22 protein-coding genes and 1 tRNA gene are annotated in these 23101 nt (G+C 70.2%); 10 read left to right on the forward strand and 13 right to left on the reverse strand.

Annotation, left to right across the window (positions count from 1 at the left end; genetic code table 11):
- Positions 1-40: 40 nt before the first annotated feature.
- From SGCZBJ_RS22630 to SGCZBJ_RS22640, 3 genes are all read left to right on the forward strand, one after another.
- Complete coding sequence (locus tag SGCZBJ_RS22630; protein ID WP_058347217.1) at positions 41-196, forward strand: DUF3309 family protein; 156 nt, start codon at positions 41-43, stop codon at positions 194-196.
- A 73-nt stretch (positions 197-269) separates the two neighbouring features.
- Positions 270-1712: an MFS transporter gene (locus SGCZBJ_RS22635; RefSeq protein WP_101720173.1), complete on the forward strand. Its 1443-nt coding sequence runs from the start codon at positions 270-272 to the stop codon at positions 1710-1712.
- A gap of 59 nt (positions 1713-1771) precedes the next feature.
- Positions 1772-2521: a DUF599 domain-containing protein gene (locus SGCZBJ_RS22640; RefSeq protein WP_101720174.1), complete on the forward strand. Its 750-nt coding sequence runs from the start codon at positions 1772-1774 to the stop codon at positions 2519-2521.
- 128 nt (positions 2522-2649) lie between these two features.
- Here the strand turns inward: SGCZBJ_RS22640 and SGCZBJ_RS22645 are convergent, their stop codons facing one another.
- Both SGCZBJ_RS22645 and msrA read right to left on the reverse strand, forming a co-directional pair.
- Positions 2650-2997: an MmcQ/YjbR family DNA-binding protein gene (locus tag SGCZBJ_RS22645; RefSeq protein WP_101720175.1), complete on the reverse strand. Its 348-nt coding sequence runs from the start codon at positions 2995-2997 to the stop codon at positions 2650-2652.
- Entirely contained in the window at positions 2997-3647 is a 651-nt protein-coding gene (gene msrA, locus SGCZBJ_RS22650) for a peptide-methionine (S)-S-oxide reductase MsrA (protein ID WP_101720176.1), read from the reverse strand. The genes SGCZBJ_RS22645 and msrA overlap by 1 nt, the downstream gene beginning before the upstream one ends.
- 157 nt (positions 3648-3804) lie before the next feature.
- On the opposite strand from msrA, the gene SGCZBJ_RS22655 reads away from it, so the two are divergent.
- Both SGCZBJ_RS22655 and SGCZBJ_RS22660 read left to right on the forward strand, forming a co-directional pair.
- Positions 3805-3894, forward strand: a tRNA-Ser gene (locus SGCZBJ_RS22655).
- A gap of 74 nt (positions 3895-3968) precedes the next feature.
- A complete protein-coding gene (locus SGCZBJ_RS22660) occupies positions 3969-4499 on the forward strand; it encodes a nucleoside 2-deoxyribosyltransferase domain-containing protein (RefSeq protein WP_101720177.1) in 531 nt (176 codons plus the stop codon).
- A gap of 125 nt (positions 4500-4624) precedes the next feature.
- On the opposite strand, the gene SGCZBJ_RS22665 is transcribed toward SGCZBJ_RS22660, so the two are convergent.
- From SGCZBJ_RS22665 to SGCZBJ_RS22675, 3 genes are read right to left on the reverse strand one after another with little or no spacing between them, the layout of a single operon-like run.
- On the reverse strand, positions 4625-6205 hold the full coding sequence (locus tag SGCZBJ_RS22665; RefSeq protein ID WP_101720178.1) for an ABC-F family ATP-binding cassette domain-containing protein: 1581 nt from the start codon (positions 6203-6205) through the stop codon (positions 4625-4627).
- The gene (locus SGCZBJ_RS22670) at positions 6159-6275 is read right to left on the reverse strand and encodes a hypothetical protein (protein ID WP_101720233.1); all 117 of its coding nucleotides are present in this window, start codon (positions 6273-6275) and stop codon (positions 6159-6161) included. Before SGCZBJ_RS22670 ends, SGCZBJ_RS22665 begins: the two co-directional genes overlap by 47 nt.
- Positions 6276-6323: 48 nt before the next feature.
- Positions 6324-6920 carry a hypothetical protein gene (locus SGCZBJ_RS22675; RefSeq protein ID WP_101720179.1) on the reverse strand — a complete coding sequence of 199 codons (597 nt, stop codon included), beginning with the start codon at positions 6918-6920 and terminating at the stop codon, positions 6324-6326.
- 309 nt (positions 6921-7229) lie between these two features.
- On the opposite strand from SGCZBJ_RS22675, the gene uvrA reads away from it, so the two are divergent.
- Positions 7230-10139 (forward strand): excinuclease ABC subunit UvrA, encoded by a 2910-nt coding sequence (gene uvrA, locus SGCZBJ_RS22680; RefSeq protein WP_101720180.1) that lies wholly within the window; start codon positions 7230-7232, stop codon positions 10137-10139.
- A 73-nt stretch (positions 10140-10212) separates the two neighbouring features.
- On the opposite strand, the gene SGCZBJ_RS22685 is transcribed toward uvrA, so the two are convergent.
- The 4 genes from SGCZBJ_RS22685 to SGCZBJ_RS22700 form a co-directional block, all read right to left on the reverse strand.
- The gene (locus SGCZBJ_RS22685; RefSeq protein WP_133149313.1) at positions 10213-11133 is read right to left on the reverse strand and encodes a hypothetical protein; all 921 of its coding nucleotides are present in this window, start codon (positions 11131-11133) and stop codon (positions 10213-10215) included.
- Between the two features lie 68 nt (positions 11134-11201).
- Positions 11202-12059 (reverse strand): hypothetical protein, encoded by an 858-nt coding sequence (locus SGCZBJ_RS22690; RefSeq protein ID WP_240621610.1) that lies wholly within the window; start codon positions 12057-12059, stop codon positions 11202-11204.
- A 2-nt stretch (positions 12060-12061) separates the two neighbouring features.
- On the reverse strand, positions 12062-12841 hold the full coding sequence (locus SGCZBJ_RS22695) for a hypothetical protein (RefSeq protein ID WP_101720182.1): 780 nt from the start codon (positions 12839-12841) through the stop codon (positions 12062-12064).
- Positions 12842-12957: 116 nt separating this feature from the next.
- On the reverse strand, positions 12958-13908 hold the full coding sequence (locus SGCZBJ_RS22700; protein ID WP_101720183.1) for a hypothetical protein: 951 nt from the start codon (positions 13906-13908) through the stop codon (positions 12958-12960).
- 87 nt (positions 13909-13995) lie between these two features.
- Between SGCZBJ_RS22700 and trmFO the strand changes: the two genes are divergently transcribed.
- The 3 genes from trmFO (at position 13996) to SGCZBJ_RS22715 (ending at position 16638) form a co-directional block, all read left to right on the forward strand.
- Complete coding sequence (gene trmFO / locus SGCZBJ_RS22705) at positions 13996-15405, forward strand: methylenetetrahydrofolate--tRNA-(uracil(54)-C(5))-methyltransferase (FADH(2)-oxidizing) TrmFO (RefSeq protein ID WP_101720184.1); 1410 nt, start codon at positions 13996-13998, stop codon at positions 15403-15405.
- Positions 15406-15518: 113 nt separating this feature from the next.
- The gene (locus SGCZBJ_RS22710; RefSeq protein WP_205685459.1) at positions 15519-16223 is read left to right on the forward strand and encodes a hypothetical protein; all 705 of its coding nucleotides are present in this window, start codon (positions 15519-15521) and stop codon (positions 16221-16223) included.
- A 7-nt stretch (positions 16224-16230) separates the two neighbouring features.
- Positions 16231-16638: a helix-turn-helix domain-containing protein gene (locus SGCZBJ_RS22715; protein WP_101720185.1), complete on the forward strand. Its 408-nt coding sequence runs from the start codon at positions 16231-16233 to the stop codon at positions 16636-16638.
- A 4-nt stretch (positions 16639-16642) separates the two neighbouring features.
- Here SGCZBJ_RS22715 and SGCZBJ_RS22720 read toward each other — a convergent pair whose 3' ends face one another.
- From SGCZBJ_RS22720 to SGCZBJ_RS22735, 4 genes are all read right to left on the reverse strand, one after another.
- A complete protein-coding gene (locus SGCZBJ_RS22720) occupies positions 16643-17506 on the reverse strand; it encodes an alpha/beta fold hydrolase (protein WP_101720186.1) in 864 nt (287 codons plus the stop codon).
- A 36-nt stretch (positions 17507-17542) separates the two neighbouring features.
- Entirely contained in the window at positions 17543-18103 is a 561-nt protein-coding gene (locus tag SGCZBJ_RS22725; protein WP_101720187.1) for a helix-turn-helix transcriptional regulator, read from the reverse strand.
- Positions 18104-18194: 91 nt separating this feature from the next.
- Positions 18195-19214 (reverse strand): FecR family protein, encoded by a 1020-nt coding sequence (locus tag SGCZBJ_RS22730; protein WP_101720188.1) that lies wholly within the window; start codon positions 19212-19214, stop codon positions 18195-18197.
- Positions 19211-19750, reverse strand: a complete 540-nt coding sequence (locus SGCZBJ_RS22735; RefSeq protein ID WP_165799414.1) for an RNA polymerase sigma factor — start codon at positions 19748-19750, stop codon at positions 19211-19213. Before SGCZBJ_RS22735 ends, SGCZBJ_RS22730 begins: the two co-directional genes overlap by 4 nt.
- A gap of 211 nt (positions 19751-19961) precedes the next feature.
- Between SGCZBJ_RS22735 and SGCZBJ_RS22740 the strand changes: the two genes are divergently transcribed.
- Positions 19962-22925 (forward strand): TonB-dependent receptor, encoded by a 2964-nt coding sequence (locus tag SGCZBJ_RS22740; protein WP_101720190.1) that lies wholly within the window; start codon positions 19962-19964, stop codon positions 22923-22925.
- Positions 22926-23101: the final 176 nt, after the last annotated feature.

Here is a 23101-nt window from a genome sequence, read left to right on the forward strand (position 1 = left end):
CGCGCCGAACGCGGTTCGCCGGCACACATGGGAGACCCGAATGCTCGGCACGATCCTCATCATCATCCTGATCCTGGCGCTGATCGGCGCCCTGCCCACCTGGGGCCACAGCCGCTCGTGGGGCTACTTCCCCAGCGGCGGTCTTGGCCTGGTTCTGGTGATCATCATCATCCTGGTGCTCATCGGCAGGATCTGACGCCCCTCTTGGAGCGCGGCGGCGAACGCGCATAAGGTTCCTCCAACGGCCTCGCGCCGACCAGGGAGCCCGCATGACCGACGCCGCCGCGCCGCAGCCCGCCGCCGTGACCCTGACCTCGGCGCAGCGGGCCCGGGCCATACTCGGCGGCTCGGCCGGCAACCTGGTCGAATGGTACGACTGGTTCGCCTACGCCGCCTTCACCCTTTATTTCGCCCCGCACTTCTTCCCCAAGGGCGACCAGACCGTGCAGCTGCTTCAGGCGGCGGCGGTGTTCTTCCTGGGGTTCGTGGCCCGCCCCGTCGGAGCCTGGTTGATGGGGCACTACGCCGACCGCTCGGGACGCCGCGCGGCCCTGTCCGTCTCGGTGTCGCTGATGTGCGCCGGGGCGCTGATTATCGCCCTCACCCCCGACTACAAGACCATCGGCCTTTTCGCCCCGGCCGTGCTGCTGATCGCCCGCGTGCTGCAAGGCCTGTCGGTGGGCGGCGAATACGGCGCCAGCGCCACCTATATGAGCGAGATGGCCGGCAAGAGCCGCCGCGGCTTCTGGTCCAGCTTCCACTACGTGACCCTGATCGCCGGCCAGCTGATCGCGCTGGCCGTGCTGATCATCCTGCAACGCCTGCTGCACAAGGACGACCTGGCCGCGTGGGGCTGGCGCATCCCGTTCGTGATCGGGGCGCTACTGGCCGTAGTGGTGTTCTGGATCCGCCGGGGGCTGGACGAAAGCGCCTCGTTCAAGGCCGCCGACAAGCCGGCCGAGGGCATCGGCAAGGCCCAGCGCAACCTCGCCAGCCTGTTCTTCGTGCTGACCCTGGCGGCCGGCGGGTGGGTGCTGGCGCGGCCGGGCCTCCTGCCCCAGGTGCTGGCCGGCGCCTTCCTGGTGGCCTTCTTCGCCACCCTGATCGCGCCGCTGCTGCGCCGTCACCCGCGCGAGACCCTGATGATCCTGGGCCTAACCGCCGGCGGCTCGCTGACCTTCTACGTCTACACCACCTACATGCAGAAGTTCCTGGTCAACACGGCCGGGTTCGACAAGGCCGCCGCCTCCGAGATCAGCGCGATCAGCATGATCGTATTCATGCTGATGCAGCCGCTCGCCGGCTGGCTGTCGGACAAGGTGGGCCGCAAGCCGCTGCTGATCGCCGCCTATGCCGGCGGGGCCCTGACCATCTGGCCGATCATGAGCGGCATCGCCGCCACCGACTCCATCGGCGTCGCTTTGGCCCTGATCATCGTCGGCATGACCTTCCAGTCGGGCTACACCTCGATCAGCGCCGTGGTGAAGGCCGAGCTGTTCCCGGCCCACGTGCGCGCCCTGGGCGTGGCCCTCCCCTACGCGGTCGCCAACGTGCTGTTCGGCGGCACCGCCGAGATGGTCGGCCTGGCCTTCAAGCACGGCGGGATCGAGAGCGGCTTCTACCTCTATGTCGCCGCGATCATGACGGTGGGCCTGGTCGTCTCGGTCCTGTTGCGTGACACCGCAAGACACAGCCTGATCGCCGAGGATTGACCCGCGCGCCCCGCCGGATATCCCCTGTCGTCGACTCTTGTTCCTGCGCAGCGCCCTTCATGCCGATTCTCGACATCCTGGCCATCAGCCTCTTCGTCTTCGCCTGGCTGTTCTACGAGCCGCTGCTGCGGCGCCTGGGCCAGGGCAAGAACCTGATCAACACCGACATGACGGTGATCCGTCGCCGGTGGATGACCGAGATGGCGGTGCGCGAGGTCGCCCTGCTGGACGGCCAGCTCCTGGGCCACGCCATCAACTCGGCCAGCTTCTTCGCCTCGTCAAACCTGATCCTGATCGCCGCGGCGGCCGGCGTGCTGTTCGGCGGCGACGCGGCGCTCAAGAGCGTCGAGGGCCTCAAGGTGCTGGCCGAGACCACGCCGGTGATGTTCCAGATCAAGCTGGGCCTCGTGCTGCTGACGCTGGCCCGGGGACTGCTCGACTTCATCTGGGCGCTGCGCCAGATGAACTATTGCCTGGCCGCCATCGGCGCGACGCCGATGTGGGCCCCGCCCGCCGTACTGGCCGAATATGCCGAGGCCGCCGGCGGCATCCTCAACCCGGCCCTGTCGGCCTTCAACGCTGGGGTGCGCGGCTACTACTTCGCCCTGGCGGCGGCCGCCTGGCTGCTGGGCCCCATCGCCTTCCTGACCGCCAGCGTCGGGGCGCTGGTCCTGCTGGTCTGGCGCCAGCGCCGCAGCCGCGCCTCGGTGGCCGTCCGCAAGGTCAGGCAGATCCTCGAGCGCCAGCCGGTGGTGCACGGCCCGCACATGCGGAACGGTGCGCAGGAGCCGCCGGAGGATCGGATCTAGTCGAAAGGAACCTCCCCCTGTGGGGGAGGCGATCGCGCAGCGATCGGTGGGGGGAAGACTTTCAAACGCCTCGAAAGCTGAAAACGTCCCCCCCTCCGGCCACCTCCCCCAGCGGGGGAGGATTTCTCTTACAGCCCCAGTTGCACCCGCACCTTCTTCGTCAGCTTGGCCGCGACCAGCGCATGCGCCGTCTTCAGCCAGTCGGCGACCTCGGCGTCGTCGAACGAGGCCAGGTCGTCGAGCTTCACCCACTTGGCGCGGGCGAGATACGGCGCCGGGATCGCCCGCCGCGTCTGCGTCAGCACCTCGAAGGCGACGTCCGAGACCTTGAACGACACCCCGCCCTGGGCCGCGCCCGGCCCCATGACGGCGAACATCTTGTCGCCGACCTTGTAGACCTGGTCGTCGCCCCACTGGACGGTCACGGTCGCCGCCGGCAGCGCCATGGCGGCGGCGTGAAAGGCCTCGGGGCTCATCAGGCCTCGACGCCTACGCCGATCGGGCAGGTCACGCCGGTGCCGCCGATGCCGCAGTAGCCGCCCGGGTTCTTGGCCAGGTACTGCTGGTGATAGTCCTCGGCGAAGTAGAACGGGCCGGCGGCGGCGATCTCGGTGGTGATGTCGCCCAGGCCCTGGGCCGACAGGGCGACCTGGTAGGCTTCCTTGCTGGCCACGGCGGCGGCGGCCTGGGCGTCGTTGGTCGCATAGATGCCCGAGCGGTACTGGGTGCCGATGTCGTTGCCCTGGCGCATGCCCTGGGTCGGGTCGTGGTTTTCCCAGAACACCTTCAGCAGGGCCTCGTAGGTGACGACCTTGGGATCGAACACCACAAGCACCACTTCGGTGTGGCCGGTACGGCCCGAGCAGACTTCTTCATAGGTCGGGTTCGGCGTGACGCCCGCGGCGTAGCCGGCGGCGGTGACCAGCACGCCCGGAACCTTCCAGAACACGCGCTCGACGCCCCAGAAGCAGCCCATGGCGAACACGGCCGTCTCCAGGCCGTCGGCATAGGGGCCCTTCAGCTGGGCGCCGTTGACGAAGTGGGTCTGCGCAGTGGGGATCGCCGCCTCGCGCCCCGGCAGGGCGGTGTCGACGGTGGGCATCTCGAGGCTTTTCTTGAACAGCATGGCGGGGCCTTTCGGAGGCGGGAGTTCCTTGCCCGCCGATATAAGTCGTCGCAGCGTCGTTTTCACCCCGTAACGGCGCTTGCTACGAGTCGCTGCCTGAGTATATTGCGCCCCTTCCCGCGCCGGGGGTCTCAACCCCCCCCGACCCGAGTGCGCTGGTGAGGTGGCCGAGTGGTTGAAGGCGCACGCCTGGAACGCGTGTATAGGGGAAACTCTATCGAGGGTTCGAATCCCTCTCTCACCGCCACCACTTTCCTCTTCGAAATCGTTGTTCCGTCGAGTTTCGTGGCCGCCCGCGTGCGTCCGGCGTAGAACCACGGCATGATCCGCGCCGCCGCTCTCATCGCCGCCCTGAGCCTCTCCATGACGACCGCCGCCCTGGCCGCCCCGACCGTCGTGACCTCGCCCGAGCCGCTGCCCGTCGCGCACGACAAGCCGCGCGTGTTCCTGGGCGGCAGCATCGACATGGGCAAGGCCGTCGACTGGCAGGCCCAGATGATCGCCGCCCTGGCCGACCAGGACCTGGTGATCCTCAACCCGCGCCGTCCGGACTGGAACCCGGCCTGGAAGCCGGTCGCCGACGAGCCCGAGTTCCGCCGCCAGGTGGAATGGGAACTGGCCGCGCTCGAAACCGCCGACGTCATCGTGCTCTACCTGACGCCGGGCTCGCAGGCGCCGATCAGCCTGCTGGAGATGGGCCTCCACGCGCGGACCGGTAAGCTGGTCGTGCTTTGCCCCGACGGCTTCTGGCGCAAGGGCAATGTCGACATCACCGCGCAGAAGTATGGGGTCAAGCAGGTGGAGACGCTGGACGCCCTGATCGCCGAGGTGAAGGCGCGGGTGAAGCGGTAACGCCTGCGGCGCTCCCCCTCAGTCGCTCCGCGACAGCTCCCCCAGAGGGGGAGCATCTCGGCGCTCCAGATCCTCCCCTCTGGGGGAGGTTGCCCAGAGGGCCGGAGGGGGCCGCCGCCAGGCGGCTAAAGCCCCACCGCCCGCTCCACGCCGATCCCCTCCAGGAAATCCTCGTCGTGGCTGACGACCAGCAGCGCGCCGTCGTAGCCGGACAGCGCCGCTTCCACGGCCGCCACCGAGTCGAGGTCCAGGTGGTTGGTCGGCTCGTCCAGGATCAGCAGCTGCGGCGGGGTCGGGCCGGCCAGCACGCAGGCCAGGGCCGCGCGCAGGCGCTCGCCGCCGCTCAGGGCGCCGGCCAGCCGGTCGGCGGCGCTGTTGCGGAACAGGAAGCGGGCCAGGGCGGCCTGGGCCAGGTTGCGATCGGCGCTGGGGTGCAGGCGCAGGAAGGCCTGCAACAGCGTCTCGCCGTCGCGCAGGATCGCCAGCTGCTGGTCGAGCATCACCGCCGGGACGCCGCGCGTCACCGTGCCCGCCGTCGGCGCCAGCACCCCGGCAGCGAGGTTCAGCAGCGTGGACTTGCCCGCGCCGTTGGGGCCGCGCACGGCCACCCGCTCGGGGCCGGCGATGCGCAGGCTCTCACCCGAAAGCACCGCTGGGCGGCCGGGCCAGGCGAAGGCGACATCCTCCATGGCCAGCACCAGCCGCCCCGCCGGCAGGCCGGTCGGCGGCAAATCAAAGCCCAGGGTCCGGGCGCGCTCGACGCGGGCCTGCGCCGTCTCCACCGCCTCGCGGGCGCTGGTCTGCAGGCGTTCGGCCAGCCGGCGCTCCTTGCCGCCGGTGTTCTCGGCCCGCTCGGCCCGGGCCCCGAGCAGGATCTTGGGCTCCGATCCCTTGGCGGCGAAGCGCTTGCCGGCGGCGTCGCGGCGGACCTTGCGCTCTAGCGCGGCCTGGGCCTCGCGGGCGGCGCGGCGCTCGTCGCGCTCGGCGCTCTCTAGCGCGCGCCCGGCCGCCTCGACCTCAGCCGCCTTGCGCTCGGCATAGAGGTCGTAGCCGCCGCCATAGCTGGCCGCGCCCAGGCTGGTGATCTCGACGATGCGGTCCATGCCGCGCAGCAGGGACCGGTCGTGGCTGGCGACGATCGCCCCGCCCTTCCAGCGGGCCAGCACCTGCCCCACCAGATCGCGGGCCTGGGCGTCCAGGTGATTGGTCGGCTCGTCCAGCAGGATCAGGTCTGGCGCGGCCAGCAGCAACGCCGCCAGGCCGGCGCGGGTCTGCTGACCGCCGCTGAGCGCCGTGGCCGGACGATCCGGATCCAGGCCCTGAAGGCCGACCTCCGCCAGCGCCTCGTCCAACCGCGACGGCAGGGTCCAGTCGGCCTCGGCGAAGTCGACGTCGTCGCCCTGCCCCGCCTCGATGCGCGACAGCCGCCGCCAGGCTTCACCCACGCCCAGGCGGTCGGCCAGGATCGCGTCCTCCGGCAGGTCGGGCGTCTGGTCGAGCACGCCGATCGTCCCCGTGCGCGCGACGGCGCCGGCCAGGGGCGCACGCAGCCCCGCGATCAGCGCCAGCAGGGTCGACTTGCCCGCGCCGTTGCGACCGACAAGGCCGACGCGCTCGGCGCCGACCGACAGGTTCAGGTTTTCGAAGAGGACGCGGCCGTCAGGCGCGGCAGCGGAAACGGATTCCAGAGTGATGAAGGCAGGCATGGGAAACCACGAACAGGGAAACGGGAAGGACGAAGCGGTCTTCCGTCTGGCTGATCATGGCGGCCTCCATCATGGGTAGAACGGCGGATGTAGAGGCTGCGAGGTCGCTGGGCAAGCGTCAGCACAGGCCGTCGCGCAGCCGCGGCTGGCTGGCCCGGCCGTCGCGATAGGCCCGGCAGCGCGACTGCTTGCGGGCCTCCTCGGCATAGGGAGGGGGCGGCGGGGGCGCGCCCCGCGGCACGAACTTCGGCGGCTTGCGAGGGCCGGCATCGGCGTTCTCCTTCGGGATCCTGTCGGCGAAGCCGCCCCAGCACTTGTCCTTCTCCTCGTCGGTCAGGTGCTCGCTGGAGAGGCCCTTGCACGCACGGTGATAGCGGCCCCAGCGGAAGTTCGGGTTGCCCTCGATCAGCTTCCAGCGGTCGACGTCCCTGGGGTCGAGCTTCCACGCCGGGTCGATCGCCGGCGCAGCGGGTCCGGCGGCCGGAGCGGCCTCTCCTTCGCCGGACCCGCCAACCGCGCCGGCCGCGGACTGGCGCTGTGAAGACGCCTCGCGCGACCGGGCGGAAGACGACGCCTTGGCCGGCGCGCGCTTCTCGGCGGGAGGCGGCTCGTCCTCCAGCCTGTCGATCTCGAACAGCATGGGCGGGATCTCCGAAGGCGGCGTCCCGCGCTCGGCCAGCATCAGCAGGCCGATCAGCAGCAGGTTCGCCGCCACGCCCGCGGGGACCGCGATCGCCCATCGTCCAGCGCCTGTCCGCACCCGCCCCATCGCCCGCCACCGAAGATTGCCCGACGGCGAGTGCTCACGCTTCGATGGCGTCCGAAATTCGACCGCGCGGCGCCCGCTTTGCGCCCTTCGCGGCCCCATCTGCTGACATCTGGTGTCAGCAGGATTGGCAGCAGGATGGCTGCGGCATTTGTTCGCATCTTGTTCTTGTGTTAATGCCGCGCCAGAACCCTACATATAGCCGCTGCGCCGCTCCCCACGCGGCTCCCAATCCGACCTTCGAGCGTTCCGGACACCATGGCCGAGCAACTGAACTTCATCCGCGTCCGCGGCGCCCGCGAGCACAATCTCAAGGACGTCAGCGTCGACATCCCCCGCGGCGAACTGGTCGTGCTGACCGGCCTGTCGGGCTCGGGCAAGAGCTCGCTGGCCTTCGACACCATCTACGCCGAGGGCCAGCGCCGCTACGTCGAGAGCCTGTCGGCCTATGCCCGCCAGTTCTTGGAGCTGATGAGCAAGCCGGACGTGGACCTGATCGAAGGCCTGTCGCCAGCCATCTCGATCGAGCAGAAGACCACGTCGCGCAACCCGCGCTCGACCGTCGGCACGGTGACCGAGATCCACGACTACATGCGCCTGCTGTGGGCGCGGGTCGGGGTCCCCTACTCGCCGGCCACCGGCCTGCCGATCGAGAGCCAGACCATCAGCCAGATGGTCGACAAGATCACCGTCCTGCCCGAAGGCACGCGCCTCTACCTGCTGGCCCCCGTCGTTCGCGACCGCAAGGGCGAGTACCGCAAGGAGATCGCCGAGTGGCAGAAGGCCGGCTTCCAGCGGCTGAAGATCGACGGCGAATACTATCCGATCGAGGACGCCCCGGCCCTCGACAAGAAGTTCAAGCACGACATCGACGTGGTCGTGGACCGCGTGGTGACCAAGGCCGGCATGGAACAGCGCCTGGCCGACTCCCTCGAACAGGCCCTGCGCCTGGCCGACGGCCTGGCAGTGGCCGAATGGGCGACGATCGAGGAAGGCGAGAAGGAGCCCAAGCGCCTCCTCTTCTCCGAACGCTTCGCCTGCCCGGTCAGCGGCTTCACCATCGCCGAGATCGAGCCGCGCCTGTTTTCATTCAACAACCCGGCGGGCGCCTGCCCCACCTGCGACGGCCTGGGCGCGAAGCTGGCCTTCGACGCCGACCTGATCATCCCGGACAAGGACAAGAGCCTGCACAAGGGCGCCGTCGCCCCCTGGGCCAAGGGTCCCTCGCCGCTCTATACCCAGACCCTGCAGGCCCTGGCGCGCCACTACGGCTTCTCGATGGACGAGCCCTGGTACAAGCTGCCGGAAAAGGCCCGGACCGTGGTGCTGAACGGCTCCAAGGGCGAGAAGATCAAGTTCACCTACGACGACAACGCCCGCAAGTACGAGGTCGACAAGCCCTTCGAGGGCGTGCTGCCGAACCTGGAGCGTCGCTGGCGCGAGACGGACTCTTCGTGGGTCCGTGAAGAGTTGGGCCGTTACCAGTCCGACACCCCCTGCGAGGCCTGCGGCGGCAAGCGCCTGAAGCCCGAGGCCCTGGCCGTGAAGGTCCACGGCCTCGACATCGCCGCCGTCTCGAACCTGGCCATCCGCCCGGCCCGCGACTGGTTCAGCGCCCTGGAAGGCCACCTCTCCGACAAGCAGTTGGAGATCGCCCGCCGGATCCTCAAGGAGATCAACGACCGCCTGCGGTTCCTGGTCGACGTGGGCCTCGACTACCTCAACCTGTCGCGCGGCTCGGGCACCCTGTCGGGCGGCGAGAGCCAGCGCATCCGCCTGGCCAGCCAGATCGGCAGCGGCCTGACGGGCGTGCTCTACGTGCTCGACGAGCCGTCGATCGGCCTGCACCAGCGCGACAACACCCGCCTGCTGCAATCGCTGCAGGGCCTGCGCGACCTGGGCAATTCGGTGCTGGTCGTCGAGCACGACGAGGAGGCGATCCTCACCGCCGATTACGTGATCGACATGGGCCCGGCCGCCGGCGTCCATGGCGGCGAGATCGTCGCCCAGGGCACGCCCGACCAGATCATGGCCAACCCGGCCAGCGTCACCGGCCAGTACCTGACCGGCGAGCGCGAGATCGCCGTTCCCGAAGAGCGCCGTCCGATCAACAAGAAGAAGACGCTCAAGGTCATCGGCGCCAAGGGCAACAACCTGAAGGACGTCACCGGCGAGATCCCCGTCGGCACCTTCACCTGCATCACCGGCGTCTCGGGCGGCGGCAAGTCGACCTTCACGATCGAGACCCTCTACAAGGCCGCCGCGCGCCGCCTGAACAACGCCAGCGACGCCCCGGCCGCGCACGAGCGGATTGAGGGCCTGGAGAACTTCGACAAGGTCATCGACATCGACCAGAGCCCGATCGGCCGCACCCCGCGCTCGAACCCGGCGACCTATACCGGCGCCTTCGGCCCGATCCGCGACTGGTTCGCCCAGCTGCCGGAGAGCAAGGCGCGCGGCTACGGCCCGGGGCGGTTCTCGTTCAACGTCAAGGGCGGCCGCTGCGAGGCCTGCCAGGGCGACGGCGTCATCAAGATCGAGATGCACTTCCTGCCCGACGTCTACGTCACCTGCGACATCTGCAAGGGCAAGCGCTACAACCGCGAGACCCTGGACGTGCTGTTCAAGGGCAAGACCATCGCCGACGTGCTGGACATGACGGTCGAGGAGGCCGCCGACTTCTTCAAGGCCGTGCCGCCGATCCGCGACAAGATGGAGACCCTCAAGCGCGTGGGCCTCAGCTACATCAAGGTGGGCCAGCAGGCGACGACGCTGTCGGGCGGCGAGGCCCAGCGGGTTAAGCTGTCCAAGGAACTGTCGCGCCGGGCCACGGGCCGCACGCTCTACATCCTCGACGAGCCCACGACGGGCCTGCACTTCGAGGACACCAAGAAGCTGCTCGAGGTGCTGCACGAGCTGGCCGACCAGGGCAACACGGTGGTGGTCATCGAGCACAATCTCGACGTCATCAAGACCGCCGACTGGCTGCTGGACTTCGGCCCCGAGGGCGGCGACGGCGGCGGCCAGATCGTCGCCGTGGGCTCGCCCCAGGACGTGGCCAAGGTCGAGGCCAGCTGGACCGGCAAGTACCTCAAGGAACTGCTGGCCAAGCACGAGGAGCGCCGCCTGGCCCGCGTGGCCGATCTCAAGACGTCCAAGCGCGCCTGACGCACGGACCTGGAAACAGGAAAGGCCGGCGGATCGCTCCGCCGGCCTTTTTCATTGTGCTGCCCGGCAAGGCTCAGGCGAAGGTGTCGCTGGCGCTTTCCACGTCGACGGCGATCTGGCGATAGATGAAGGCCGAGGGCGTGTAGATCGTCACGCTGGTCAGCACCGCGATCAGGCCGCCGACCGCCAGGCTGAGGATGCCCGTGGGCGTCATCAGGCTTTCCAGCGAGGTGGTCTGCGACTGCATCAGCGTGCCCAGGGTCTCCATGTTGAAGCCGCTCAGGGCGCCGCCCAGCAGGGTCACGATCAGGAACAGCAGCAGATAGACGACGACGGCCAGGATGGTCGCCACGACATAGGCGCCGAACATCGGCCAGAAGCGACCCTTGGTCAGGGCCATGGAGCCGAAGATGTCGATCTTCCCCTTGGCGAAGGTCAGCACGTTGGCCAGCGACAGGCGGACGGCGAAATAGATCAGCGCGCCCAGGCCGGCCGGCACCAGCACGATGGCCGCCAGGCCGCCGACGGGCTTGGACACCGCCGCCAGGATGCCGATGACCACCGCCACGCCCAGGACGATGCCGATGTAGCCGGCGAAGAACAGCAGGACCATCAGGATGGACACGCCGGCCTGGCGCAGCTCGTCGGCGCCGAAGCGCAGATAGGCCTTGTCGTTGTCGGCCGGGCGCAGCGTCGCGCGATAGATGGCCGCCATCAGCACCGAGTAGAAGACGATGCTGTAGACCATCGAGCACGCCATGGCCGGGACAAGCCCGCCCATCATCCGCAGGGTCTCGGCCGGGTCAGGCTGGGCGTTGGTCTGGCTGAGATTGGCGAAGGCTTCCAGCTGCGGGCCGAACAGGCCCACGGTGATCACCGCCACCACGGCCGAAACGATGGTCGAGATCAGCACCCAGGCCCCCACGGCCTTGGGATGCTCGCGCACGATGCCGAAGCCGGAAATGGCCGCGTCCGTCGCCGAGAAGGTCTTCATCATAGCCCCTTGCAAACCCTAGTGACGCCAGGGGTAACAAGCTTCGGGGCGGAACGACAGACCCGGGTTCAAATATCGGGATGCAGCTGCCGATAGGCGCGGGCCGGGCCGGCCGTCAGGATCACCGTCTGGACGGTGACGATCAGCGGCGCGATCAGCAGGTTGACCAGCAGGCCCAGGATCACGAACAGCTTGGTCCCGCCGCCGATCAGGGCGATCACGCCGGTCAGCAGGCCGCCGACCAGCGACATCGCCATGGTCGCGCCCAGCGCCATCAGCAGGTTCAGCACGAACATGCCCAGCAGGCCCCAGAAGTGGCCATGGGTCAGCACCCACGACTCGCGGACGTTGATGCGGCCCTCGGCGAAGGTCTGGGGCGACAGCAGCGACAGGCGCACGCCCACCCACATCGACAGGCCGATCACCGCCAGGCCGCCAAGGAAGGCGATCCAGGCCGAAAGGCCGCGCGCGCCGGCGCCGGCGACCGTGGCGGTCAGCAGGGTCAGGGCGCCGCTGGGGATGGCGGTGACGAACAGCGCCGTGGCCCAGGCGATCAGGGCCACCACGAACAGCCGGACCTCGTCGGCGCCCAGGCGCAGATAGGCGCCCTGGTTCTGCTCGGGATGCATGACCGAGCGCAGGATCGCGCCGGCCAGCACCGCGCTCATGGCGGCGGCCAGCAGGATGATCAGCGCCATCGCCCCGCCCAGGTGCGAGATCAGCTGCAACACCTCGCGCGGGTCGGCCGTGAACCGGGTCTGGGCCAGGTCGCGCCGCACCTCGTCGCCGAACACGGCGACCAGCAGCACCGACAGCAGGATCAGCGAGCCAAGGTACAGCCCGCCCCAGATCAGCAGGGAGACGGGGTGGCGGCGCATGGTGCGCGGCCCTTCGAGGGCGGCGGCGACGGGCGACAAGACGATCATGATCAGGCTTCTGACGGCTCGGCGACGGCCAAGCTCGGAGCGTGTCTGTAGACGTGGACGCAGGCCGCCGTCCAGGCAGGAGCGACACAGAAATAATAGAGGCCGACCGCGGCCGCCTGCACCAGGAACGCGCCGACGCCGTCGAAGGCCGCCTTGCCGCTGGCGGCGATCAGCACGCTGGGCAGGTAGAAGACGAGGCCCAGGACCACCAGCAGCCCGGCCCGGCCCTTGGTCAGGTCGAAGGCGCTGAGCACCCGCAGGCGGCCGGCGGCGATCGAGGCGGCCGGCGCCAGGGCCAGGCGCGCGGCCAGCCAGGCCAGGACCGCCAGGCTGGCCAGCGGCGCGAGGCTGGCGGCGAAGGCGGCCAGCGGCCCCGACAGCGCCGCCCGCCAGGCCTCCGACGAGGTGGCGTCGAAACCGGGCGCCGCGGCGCGGGCGACGCCCAGGGCCACGGCCCCGACCACGACCAGCAGCACGGCGATGACCACCAGGAACACCACGCCCAGCAGCAGCTGGACGGCGGCGATCAGCGCCTCCTCGCGGCCGCAGCGCAGGCCGGCCAGGCCCGCGGGGCCATCGAAGGCGGCGCGATAGAGCGCGCCATAGGCCAGGGCGGCGGCGGCGAAATCGGCCAACAGGACGAAGGCCCCTCCCAGGTAGCGGCCGAACAGGCCCACGAGGCACGCGACGGCCAGCGCCGCCCAGGTGCGCGGCGCAAGGTGGGTCACGCCGGCGATGCCGGCTCGCGCCGTCGCGCCGATCGCGATCGATGCCTCGCCCATGTGGTTCCAGGTCCTTCAGAACAGCCGACGCCACCCTAGCGCGCGCGGCGTCATGAAACGACGAGTCGCCGGCCGGTTCGCTCGGATTTTGCCCGGCCGTGGCGGGAAGGCCGCTGTCAGGCGGCCGCTTCCGCCTCGTCGGCGGGCTTCAGCGACCGGTAGACGCTGGCCAGCGGCGTCACGCACACCGTCAGGACCACCGTCTGGACGATCGCCGCCAGGGGCAGCGCCACGGCCAGGATCGGCCAGATCAGGCGCAGCACCTCCGCCACCGAGCGCGCCGCCGGCAGGGTCTTGGCCAGGCCCGGGGCGACCAGCGCCATGGCGACGACAGCGACCACGCCCAAGACGATCTGCACGACCAGCAGCGTCAGCCCGACCAGCAGCAGCATGCCCACGAGGCGCAGGCTCTGGCCCTTGGTCAGGGCCCAGGATTCGAAGAGCATGAAGCGCCGCTCGGCGAAGGTCATCGGCAGGGCCATCGACAACCGCAGGAAGGCCCACAGCAGAGCAATCTCGCCGACGATCACGCCGATCAGGCCGACCACCACCCCGACGACGGCGCCGGCCTCGGTGTCGCCGCCGATCGCCATGACCACGAAACCGATCAGCCCCAGCAGCACGCCCGGGATCATGGCCGCGAAGATGGCGATGTTGCCGCCGAAGGTGAGGACCAGGCTGACCAGCATCATCCAGCCCTCGGCCGCGCCGACGCGCAGGAAAAATTTCCGGCCCTCCTCCGGGCGCAGCACGGCGCGGAAGGCCGCGGCCATGACGATGGTCGGGGCCACGACCTGCACGGCCATCATGCCGATGTTCATCAGGCTGAGCTGGCCCTGCATCGCCATGATCCGCGCGGTCATCTCCGGATCCTGCGCGTCGGGCGTCTGCGGCATGGCCCGGATCATCTCGACGAACGGATCGATGACCGGCAGGAAGAGCAGCAGCGCCGGCAGGAACAGGCCCAGCAGGATCACCGCGCTCCACGCCGCGACCGACAGCGGCCGCCGGCCGATCAGCGCCCAGCCCGACACGGCGGCCGACGCCGCCGAAAACTTCTTCCCCACCCTGAAGACCCCCAGAACCCTATAACTCGCCCAAGACGAGCTTACACGGCGGTTCCGTCTTGGCGAGGGCGGAGGTATGAGGACGCCATGACCACCTCCCCCATTCATGTGATCGGCGGCGGCCTCGCCGGTTCCGAGGCCGCCTGGCAGATCGCCCAGGCCGGCGTTCCCGTCATCCTGCACGAGATGCGCAAGGATGACTCCAGCGGCAAAGTCACCACCGACGCTCACCAGACCGACGGCCTGGCCGAGATGGTGTGCTCCAACTCGTTCCGCTCGGACGACTGGCAGTTCAACGCCGTCGGCCTGCTGCACGCCGAGATGCGCCGCTGCGACTCGATCATCATGTCGGCGGCCGACCAGCACCAGGTGCCGGCCGGCGGCGCCCTGGCGGTCGACCGCGACGGCTTTTCGGAAGAAGTCACCCGCCGCCTGGAAGCCCACCCGCTGGTGACCATCGTCCGCGAGGAGATCGCCGGCCTGCCGCCCGAGGACTGGGACAACGTCATCGTCGCCACCGGCCCGCTGACCTCGCCGGCCCTGGCCCAGGCGGTGCTCGACCTGTCGGGCGAAGGCCAGCTGTCGTTCTTCGACGCCATCGCGCCGATCATCCACCTCGAGTCCATCGACATGGACAAGGCCTGGCGCCAGTCGCGCTACGACAAGGAAGGCCCCGGCGGCGACGCGGCCGCCTACATCAACTGCCCCATGAACAAGGAGCAGTACGAGGCCTTCATCGACGCCCTGCTCGAAGGCCCCAAGGCCGAGTTCAAGGAGTGGGAGAACGTCCCCTATTTCGACGGCTGCCTGCCGATCGAGGTGATGGCCGAGCGCGGCCGCGAGACCCTGCGCCACGGTCCGATGAAGCCCGTCGGCCTGACCAACCCGCGCGACCCGACCGTGAAGTCCTACGCCATCGTCCAGCTGCGCCAGGACAACGCGCTCGGCACGCTGTGGAACATGGTCGGCTTCCAGACCAAGCTGAAGCACGGCGTCCAGGCCGAGACCTTCCGCATGATCCCGGGCCTGGAGAACGCCCAGTTCGCGCGCCTGGGCGGCCTGCACCGCAACACCTTCATCAACTCGCCCAAGCTGCTGGACAAGGGCCTGCGCCTGAAGGCCTCGCCGCGCATGCGCTTCGCCGGTCAGGTGACCGGCGTCGAGGGCTATGTGGAAAGCGCCGCCATCGGCCTCCTGGCCGGCCGCTTCGCCGCCGCCGAGCGCAAGGGCGGCTCGCTTGAAGCCCCGCCTCCGACCACCGCCCTGGGCGCCCTCGTGGAGCACATCACCGGCGGCCACCTGGAAGGCGCGCAGGAAGGCGCCCGGAGCGGCTCGTTCCAGCCGATGAACATCAACTACGGCCTGCTGCCGCCGCTCGACACTCCCAAGGTCGACGAGGACGGCAAGAAAATCCCGCTGAAGGAACGCGGCCGCGCCAAGAAGCGGCTGATGAGCATCCGGGCCCTGAAGGACCTGGACGCCTGGCTGGCGAACTGACCGTCTGATTTGAAGAAATAGGCCTCCGCCCGATCCAAGGCGGAAAAGCGCGGCCGTGGAACCCTGGCGTTCCCGGCCGCGCCCTCGTCGCGGCGTCTCGATCGAGATCGCCCATGCTCCGCACGCTTAGCCTCGCCGTCGCCACGACGGCCCTCCTCGCCGCCCCCGCCTTCGCCCAGGACGTGGTCTCGCCGACCAAGGACGCGATCATGGCGTCCTTCGACATCGTCCTCACGGAGGTCAAGAGCGTCGGACCGGACGTCGTCTTCCGCGTGCAGGTGCGCGGCAAGGCCGGCGAGATGAAGCCCAAAGCCACGGGCCAGTTCGCCGGCAGCGCAGTGTGGAGCTATGTGTGGCCCACCTCGCTGGACAGCAGCAGCGTCGGCTTCGAGGGCGCCCAGGGCATATTGGCCCTGGCGGTGACCTTCCACCCCGACTTCGACGACGCGGCCTATGGCGGGGTCAATCGCCACGTCTGGCATCCGCACTGGGTGGTGCTGGTTCCCGACGACGCCTGCGGCAAGGGCGCGCTGAAGGTCCGCGACATCCCCGAGGGGACCAAGCCCAAGGTGCCGGCCACCTGGCCCGGCGTGCCGCTGCTGATCGACAGCCCGACCTATCCCACCACCCTGGCGACCGACACCGTCGAGGTCAGCGTGCCGGCCGGCGTGATCGGCGCGGTCGAGGGGGTGAAGTTCGACGGCGTCACCTCGGCGCTGAAGGTCAACGCCAACCTGCACGCACCCTTGCTGTGCATCTCCGACATCTTCGACGTGGCCTCGGGCGACCTCAGCCTGCCCGGCAAGATCACCCGCTGAGCGGCGGATGTGCTTCTACGATCCCGAACCGGGCGGCCCCGCGCCGCCCGGCGCCTTCGTGGGCGCGAAGCCGGCGGGCCTGGCGCCGTGGCAGGCCAGCCGCGCGGCCGCCTATGTCGAGCGCCGGCTGGAGACGACGATCCGCGTCATAGACCTGGCCCGCGCCGCACGGCTCAGCCCGTCCTATTTCTCGCGCGCCTTCAAGACGACCTTCGGCCTGTCGCCGCAGAAGTACGTGGTCGAGCAGCGCCTGACCCTGGCCAAGCGGATCATGCTGACCACCGACGAGCCGTTGTGCGGGATCGCCGTCGCCTGCGGCTTCAGCGACCAGGCCCACCTGTCGCGCCTGTTCCGGCGGCGGGAAGGCGCGCCGCCCAGCGCCTGGCGTCGCGAACGGCGCCAGGCGTCCCTCTGAACCTTTAGCTGGTCGAGCGCACGAAGCTGGCGATGTGCTCGGCCGAGGCGCGCGGATACTGGTGCTGGGGCCCGTGCCCGGCCGAAGGGTAGGTGATCAGGTGCAGCGTCGGCAGCACCTGGTTCAAGGCGTACCAGTTCTCGACCGGGAAGATGATGTCGTGGTCGCCGCCCAGGTGCAGGATCGGCTTGGTCGTCGTCTTCAGCACCTCCAGCACCGCGTCGGCAGGGAAGATCGGGTTCTTGGGCCCGTCCCCTATATTGGCGCGGGCGAAGGCGATCGGCACTACCGGCGAACGCCCCTCGGTACGTTCGGCGATCCGGGCCGAGGACTCGGCGGCGGCCTTGCGGCTGGCCTGCGACTTCGGCTCGAAGAACAGGATCTCCTCTTCCTTCAGCGCGTAGTCCTCGATCACCGCCGTGTCGAAGAACAACTGCTCGGCCGGCTTGACCAGCGGCCCGGGCGGGGTGGTGCCGATCAGCAGCAGGTGGCTGATCCGCGCGCCGGCCACGGCGAAGGCCACCTGGACCGCCATGCCGCCCAGCGACCAGCCGCCGAGCACGACGTCGCTGAGGTCGAGGGCCGCCATCAGGTCGATCGGGTCGCGGGCCATCTCGGCGGGATTGTAGGTGGCCTCGCCGGTCGACAGGCCAAGGCCCGAATAGTCGAAGGTGATGACCCGGAAGCCCTCGTCGGCCAGGCCGTCGAGGAAGGCGGGATCCCAGACGTCCATATTGCCCCGGAAGCGGGTGCACAGCACGAGCGGCCGGCCCTCGCCGATCGAGCGGTAGGCCAGAGTGCGGCCGCCGACCTCGACGAACTGGTTGGGGGCCGAGACGGCGGAATGGATGGAAGCGACGGCGTTCATGGATGACCTCGAAGGCAGGGGGAACGGGTCGGAAGCCTAGGCCTGGGCGCGCCGCTCGAGTTGGACGCAGCCGCCGCGATCGTCGCCCGGCGCATGAAACACCGGCGCCGCATGCAGCCGCCGCCAGGCCGCGGGCGTCATGCCCGCCAGACGATGGAAGCGGTTGGTCAGGTGCGACTGGTCGGAGAAGCCGCAGGCCAGGGCGATGTCCTTCAGCGGGTCCTCGCCCTGGGCGATCAGGATCTTGGCCCGCGCCACGCGCCGCTGCAGGACCATGGCGTGGGGGCTGACGCCGAAGCTGCTCTTGAAGGCCTTGCCGAAATAGCCGGGGCGCACGCCGCCCACCGCCGCCAGCTCGGCCACGGTCAGGGCCCGTTCGAGGTTCTCGTCGATGTAGCGCGCCACCCGCCGGGCCTGCCAGGGTGCCAGGCCGCCGGTCCGCGTCGGACTGGCCGCGGACGGCGCCTGCAGCACCTGGATCGCCTGGTCGATCAGCCGTCGCGCGCCCTCGACGTCGTCGAACAGTCGCTGCTGGATCTCTTCCAGCAGGGCGCCGACCCTGGCCGACGCCCGCTCGCTACAGATCTGCTGTTCCATCGCCTCGTCCCCTGGGCGGAAGCACGACCGGCTCCCCGGGGGAGAACACGCAGCGCCGGGCAAAACCCACACCGGCGTTATTCGAATCCGCTCAGTCGGCGCGGACGATGCGATAGCGGCCCGGCCCCGCCGCCTCGCCGCGCACCGGCAGCACCTGGGCCAGGGTGCGCAGGAAGCGTTGCGAGTCACCGGTGCGGAACCGGCCCGTCACGCGCAACGCCGCCACCTTCGGGTCGTCGACCACCAGCTTGGTGGCGCTGTGGCGGTTCAGCTCGGCCACGACCTCCGACAGCGGCTTGTCCTCGAAGGTGATCGAGGTCTCGCGCCAGGCCGAGGCGCCCGTCTCCGCCGGCGCGACGACGTCGCGGCCCGGGGCGGCGGTCAGTTGCTCGCCCGCCGCCAGCACCACCGGTCGGCCCGGGCCGTCGGTCGCGTCGATCGTGCGGGCGACCGAGACCTGGCCCTCGACCAGCGTCACCCGCAGCTGGCCGTCGTCGAGGCGCACGTCGAAGCGCGTGCCCAGGGCCGTGATCCGCCGGCCGCCGGCCTCGACCGTGAACGGCCGCGCCCGGTCGGGAACCACGTCGAAGAACGCCCGCCCCCTGACCAGCCGCATGGCGCGTCCGCCGTGGTCATAGGCCAGGTCCAGGGCGCTGCCAGGCGCGAGGCTGGCCTTGCTGCCGTCCGGCAGGTCGAAGGTCTTCGTCTCGGCGCGCGTGACCAGGTCTGGCTCGCCGAACACCGCCGAGGCCTCGACGACCGGCGGCGGCAGGGCCGGGACCGGCCGCTCGGCCAGCCACAGGCCAAGGCCGATGGCGACGACGAACACGGCAGCCGCCGCCATCCAGCGCGACGACAACGGGCGCGAGGTCTTCGCCGCCCGGCGTCGCAACACCCGCAGCGTCGCCTCGTCGCCGGCCTCGTCGAAACCGCTCCAGATCTCCTGGGCCCGCAGCCAGGCCGCGCGGTTGTCCGGATCCCGGTCCAGCCAGGCGTCGAGCACGGCGGCCTGGGCCGGATCGGACTCGTCGATGTTCAGCCAGAGCAGCGCCGCCGCCTCGTCGCGCGGCAGCTGCGCCATCTCGTCGAACGCGAGGGGATAGGCGCTCATCGCAGGTCCCCCGTCTGGGCCAGAAGGCGCTCCAACGCCTTGGCCACGTGTTTCTCGACCGCACTGCCGGAAATGCCCAGGCGGCTGGCGATCTCGCGTACGGTCATTCCCTCGATCCGCCGCAGCACGAAAATCGTCCGCGTCCGCTCGGGCAGGGTCAGCAGCACGGCGGTCGCCGCGCGCAGGGTCTCGCGGGCGTCCAGGCGTCCGGCCGGATCGTCGTCGGTCTCGCCATGGCGCTCGGGATCGAAGGGCACGTGCTGGTCGGCCCGCCGCGCCAGCCGCCGCCGGTGCCGATCGGCCCAGACGCTGGCGGCGGTGCGGAAGACATAGGCTCGCGCGTACTCCTCGTCGGCGAGCCCCACCTGGTCGGCGGCGCGCACGAACACCTCCTGGACCAGATCCTCGACCTCGGCGTCGGCGCCCAGGCGGCGGCGGAAGAAGGCGGTCACGTCGGCCTGCAAGGCGAGCGCGCGCGCAGGATCGGCCTGCGCCGCCTTCGAACCGTCCGCCGACTGAGGATGGACAGCCGCCACCTTACGCTCCACGCACCCCACGCCGCGCCTCGGCTGGACGGCCGAGCAGCGGGTCTTTCCTAGAATACGTAGCCGAAGGCGAAATCCTCATCGCTTCCTTCGAATTTTCACCGAGACCCCGATCTCGGCTTGCGCGCTCGAATAACAACGTTACCTAGCGTCGCAATACGGGTCGTGTCGATCTGGAGACCTTAAGAGAGGCGGGAGGCGAATGCGGGGACGGCTGGGACTGGCGGGCATGCTGGCCGCGGCGATCGCCGGGCCCGCCGTCGCCGCGCCCGCGATCGACGTCGACCGCCAGGACCTGTCGTCGGCCCTGCGCCAACTGGCCCGGCAGTCGGGCGCCGAGCTGCTGTTCGCCTCCAGCCTGACCGCCGGCAAGCGTTCGGGTCAGGCGCGCGGCCGCATGTCGGTGGAGGCCGCGCTCGACCGGCTGCTGGAAGGAACGGACCTTGTGGCGCGTCGCACCGCCGACGGCGTCTACGTCCTGGCCCCCGCCCCGTCGGCGACGGCGCCGCAGGGCTCAGACGCGGTGACCACCGTCCCCGAGATCCTGGTGCTGGGCCGGCGGGCTCTCAACGGCGACCTGCGGCGGCTGGAAAACGGCGTCCAGCCCTATGTCGTGCACACCGCAGACGAAATCGCCCTGTCCCAGGCCGACGAGGCCGGGAGCTTCCTGCGCGACCGCGTGCTGGCCGACGCCGCCGCCGTCTCGCCCGCCCAGGCCCGGCCGGGCGCGGCCCGCTCCGAACTCGACCTGCTGGGCCTTGGCCCCAGCCAGACCCTGGTGCTGGTCGACGGCCGCCGGCTGCCCCGCCTGCCGGGACTGGACGGCTCGTTCTTCCGGCAGCCCGACATCAACGCCCTGCCCCTGGGCGCCATCGAGCGCATCGAGACCATCCCCGCCTCGGCCGGCGGCATCTATGGCCTGGGCGCGCTGGGCGGGGTGGTCAACATCGTGCTGCGGCGCGACCAGGACGGCGGCGAGGTCACCGCGATCGGCGGCCTGTCCTCGCGCGGCGACGCCAGCCAGGGCCGCTTGGAGGCGCGCCTGGGCTTCTCGCCCGACGGCGGCCGCACCCAGGTCTCGGCCGGCTTCTCGACCTCGACGCGCGAGCCGCTGCGGGTGATCCAGCGCGACTTCACCACCCGCTACCGCGCCAAGTCGGACGGCCGCACGCCAAGCGAGGTGCTGGCGGCCGCCGCCGACGGCCGTAACATCATGAGCTACACCGGCCAGCCGCTGGTCACCGACGCCGGCGTAAGCCTCGGCTCGAACGTCACCACCCTGCCTCTGCGCTATGCGGCCGGCGACTTCCAGCGCCTGGCGCTGCAAGGGGCCGGCGCCCTGTCGCGCGGCCTTGGCCCCGACGCCAGTAGCGGCGACGCCAGCCTGCTGAACGGCGCGCACTCGACGGCGATCACCGCCAGCGTCCGCCGCGCGCTGTTCGGCGTGGAGACCTATCTCGACGTCCTGCACCTGGAGAACGAGGGCGAGGGCCTGACCAGCCCCAACTCCCGCGCCTATTTCGTCAGCGCTTCGGCGCCGACCAATCCGTTCCAGCAGGACATCCTGGTCTCGGTGCCGTTCGCCTCCTACGACCAGAAGAACCAGGAGCGCACCCTCGCCCAGAGGCTTACCGCCGGGGCGATCATCGAGGCGCCGCTCGGCTGGCGGGTGAACCTCGACGCCTCGACCGGCGTCGGCCGGATCCGGCTGAAGCAGCATCGACACCAGCCCGAGCCGGACCTGAACTACAGCTTCGTGTGGGGCGAGGAGGGCCTGAACCGGCCGGTGATCGATCCGTTCGGCGACTACGACGCGCTGCAATCCGTGCTGGAGCTCTATCGCAGCGCCTCGCTCAAGCGCACCCGGCAATCCAACCGCTTCTCGAACCTCGCCGTCCGCGCGGCCGGCCCGGCAATCCAGCTGCCGGCGGGCCCGGCCAACCTGACGATCGCGGCCGACCTGCGCGACGAGCGTATCGGCGACGTGGTCGAGACCACGACCCAGGGCGACCAGACCAGCTCGACCCATACCCTGGTCGGGGCCCGCCAGAAGGTCGCCTCGCTGTACGCCGAGGCCAACGCGCCGATCTTTCGCCGGGAGCACGCGCCTCCGGGCCTTGCGGGCCTTGAGCTGCAAGCCTCGGTAAGGCTGGACGACAGCAAGGCCTGGGCGCCGGCCCTGGCCATGACCAGTGATCCGCCGCTGGTCCGTTCGCGCCACGAGGTCTGGACCTGGACCGCCGGCGCGCGGGTGTTCCCGGCCAAGGCCGTCATGCTGCGCCTCAGCGCCGCCACCGGAGCCCTGGCGCCCACGGCCAGCGAGCTGATCACCTCGCGCCTGACCCTTCCGGGCATTTTCTACACCGACCCCGGACGACCGGGCGACACGGTCGGCAGCGGCCGGCCGTTCATCTACATGTTCGGCAGCTCGCCAGCCCTGAAGCCCGAGCGGGCCGAAAGCGCCTCGGTGGGCATGGTGATCCAGCCGCCTGGCTCGAACCTGCGGGCCTCGCTCGACTATACCCGCGTGCTCAAGCGCGACGGCTTCTATGGCCTGACCGGCGAGCTCTCGATGGGCTACCTGCTGGCCAACCCGCAGCTGGGCCGGGTGTCGCGCGCGCCGCTGACCGCCGCCGACATCGCCCGCGGCTATACGGTCGGGCGGGTGCTGGAAATCGACGGCCGGGCCATGAACAGCGCCAAGCTCGAGACCCAGCTGGTCAGCGGCGAGCTGCGCCATGGCTTCGCCACGGCCGGGGGCCGGCTCGACCTGTGCGGCTCGGTGGTCTGGCAGCCCAGCTTCCGCCGCAAGCTCCTGCCGGGCGAGGCCTGGACAGCGCTGACAGGCGACTACCAGGCGCCGCTGGAATGGCGAGGCTACGGCGGCGCGACCTGGCGGCGCGGGACCTGGACCCTGGCGGCCAGCGCCCAGTTCGACGGCGCCTTCCGCACCCCGACGGGCTATGGCGAGGTCCGCACCGTGCCGGCCCAGGTCTATTTCGACCTCGCCGGGGGCTGGCGGACCGGCGACAGCGAGATCCGCCTGGGCGTGCGCAACCTGTTCGACAAAAGCCCCAGCATCTTCGAGACCAGCATCGGCGACTACAACACCTATGCCGACCCGCGCCGTCGGCGGTTCGAGCTGGCGCTCTCCCGCCGCTTCTGAGAGCGCGAAAAGGCCCCTCTGCGGCGTTTCGCCCCAGGTTCGCAAACCGGCGTTTTGTTGCCCGGACGCTACGCCCCGCCGCATATTTGCCGTCCGCGCCACCGAGCGGCCATTTTTCGGTTTGATCCCGAGCGGCCATTTCGGCTTAATGACACCGGTAGCTATTTTAATGACAC

The organism is Caulobacter zeae, from assembly GCF_002858925.1.
GTDB classification, from domain to species: Bacteria; Pseudomonadota; Alphaproteobacteria; order Caulobacterales; family Caulobacteraceae; genus Caulobacter; species Caulobacter zeae.